The sequence below is a fragment of the Psychrobacter sp. HII-4 genome (assembly GCF_904846595.1).
GTDB classification, from domain to species: domain Bacteria; phylum Pseudomonadota; class Gammaproteobacteria; order Pseudomonadales; family Moraxellaceae; genus Psychrobacter; species Psychrobacter celer.
Window position 1 is genome coordinate 1 of sequence record NZ_CAJHBJ010000085.1, and the last position, 1868, is coordinate 1868.

The 1868-nt window shown below is 38.9% G+C and carries 3 protein-coding genes; 2 read left to right on the top strand and 1 reads right to left on the bottom strand.

Annotated elements, in window-relative coordinates:
- Positions 1–206 (top strand): IS630 transposase-related protein (locus JMX98_RS13770; RefSeq protein WP_227680190.1); only part of this gene is annotated, 206 nt, incomplete at its 5' end.
- Positions 207–250: 44 nt separating this feature from the next.
- Entirely contained in the window at positions 251–700 is a 450-nt protein-coding gene (locus JMX98_RS13775) for a transposase (RefSeq protein ID WP_201587391.1), read from the top strand.
- A 435-nt stretch (positions 701–1135) separates the two neighbouring features.
- Here JMX98_RS13775 and JMX98_RS13780 read toward each other — a convergent pair whose 3' ends face one another.
- Positions 1136–1654, bottom strand: coding sequence for a hypothetical protein (locus JMX98_RS13780; RefSeq protein ID WP_201587392.1), 519 nt, complete (start codon positions 1652–1654; stop codon positions 1136–1138).
- Between the last annotated feature and the right edge of the window lie 214 nt (positions 1655–1868).

Here is a 1868-nt window from a genome sequence, read left to right on the forward strand (position 1 = left end):
AACCCTATAAAATACCAGATGACGTGCTACTTAATTATGTTAAAGAACATCCTGATGATTACCAGTATGAGCGAGCCCGTCGTCTAAACTGTAGTAAAACAGGCATTCATCATGCCCTAAAGCGGCTAGGCATCAGTCAAAAAAAAGACATTAGAGCATCCAAAAGCTTGCCCAATAAAAAGAGCGGTGTATCAGGGAAAGCTTGATAACTTTAAACAGCAAGGCTATACCATCGTTTATATGGATGAAAGTGGCTTTTGAGTCTGAAACCATTCGCTCTCATGGTTATGTACCGATTGGTAAGCCTTGTATCGATAACTACAACTGGCAAGGTAAAAAGCGAACCAACGTTATCGGTGCTCTATATGAAAAGATGCTGTTTGCGCTTGATTACTTTGAGACAAACATCAACAGCATCGTCTTCTATCACTGGTGCAAACACAAGCTAATCCCAAATCTTAAAACAAAATGCGTGATTGTCATGGATAACGCCAGATTTCCTAAGAGCAAACGCATTCAAAAGCTACTAAACAGGCACGGGCATCGTATTCTATGGTTGCCGCCGTACAGCCCAGACCTAAACCCTATCGAAAAGAAATGGGCTCAAGTGAAGTTTCTACGCCAAGGCTGGATGGAAAATGACTTATCCAAATTGTTTTATGATGTTTGTCCAAGCTATAACACTTTTGCTTTGAATTGACTATATTAAATTGAAGCGGATGAGATGTTAACATACCAAGTAAACTGCCTTCTCTAAACGCCTCACCTGTTGCCAGAAAGTCTTCCGTTTGATTCTTGATTATATCAAACCATTTATAATTAGGGTTTTCGAAGTTGTCTTTGATATATTCCCATGAGAGCTCCAGATGATCTTGGGTTTTGACGATACTGGCTTCTTCATAACCTTTTGAGGCATCATTTGCCCAGCGGAACTCGCTACCTGGGGTAAATACTTTAAAACGAGCAACGCTATCATGATTAAGTCACCTTCAGAATATCCGCCCCCGATGTCTGAATGTGCGCCTAAAAAGCCGCGTTCGACTCGACTGGCGGAATATGCGTATCTATTAATTTACTACTAAATAAGACAAAACCAGATACATTAGGTATCTGGTTTTGTCTTATACAATATTTGCTAATTCATAGGCATATTCTTTGAATACTCATCTTCCCATTTAAAATGCTCATCGATTGTTAAGTTGTCGTTTTCATCTAAAAACATTTCAATAGTTAAGACTTTATCTTTATTATATGGGTAGATACTTGGATAAATGATAGCACTGTTACCAATCGGAATAACAATACCTATAGGGCGACCTTCAGGACTTTTCCATCTGTATTTTTCAAGAATCTGCTTGGGTTTGATCGTAAAGGTACGCCATGAGGACTCTGGTAGCGCATCCAAAGCTTCTTGCCTTCTTGTGACCCCTTCATCTACCCAGCGTTCTTCACTAACTTGTTCATCATTTGGATTATAATAAATGGTAAATGGTTTCTCTTCTGGGTAAAACTTGCTTTTGCCATAATAGGTTAGTTTATCTTCATCGTATGGCAACCAAGGGGTATATTCTATAGTTATTTCCTTTGGTATTTTCCCTTTGAAATAGCAACGACTTGCCCAAGATGAATAAGGCCGTTCATTGTTATCCGACATGTACGTACATAGATTTAGGTTGTCGTTATTTTTAACAAAGTACATTTTGTCTTGAGCAGATGAAAACTCTAACCAAAGCTCCGTTTCTGAGAGTTTCCCAAACTTTGTGTAACTGCTTATAATCCACTAACCGGAGAATAAGCAATGACTAAGCAAACCGACCTTAAAAAACTTGCCCAGCAAATGGCTAGCAGCATGAAAAGCTTTGATGACA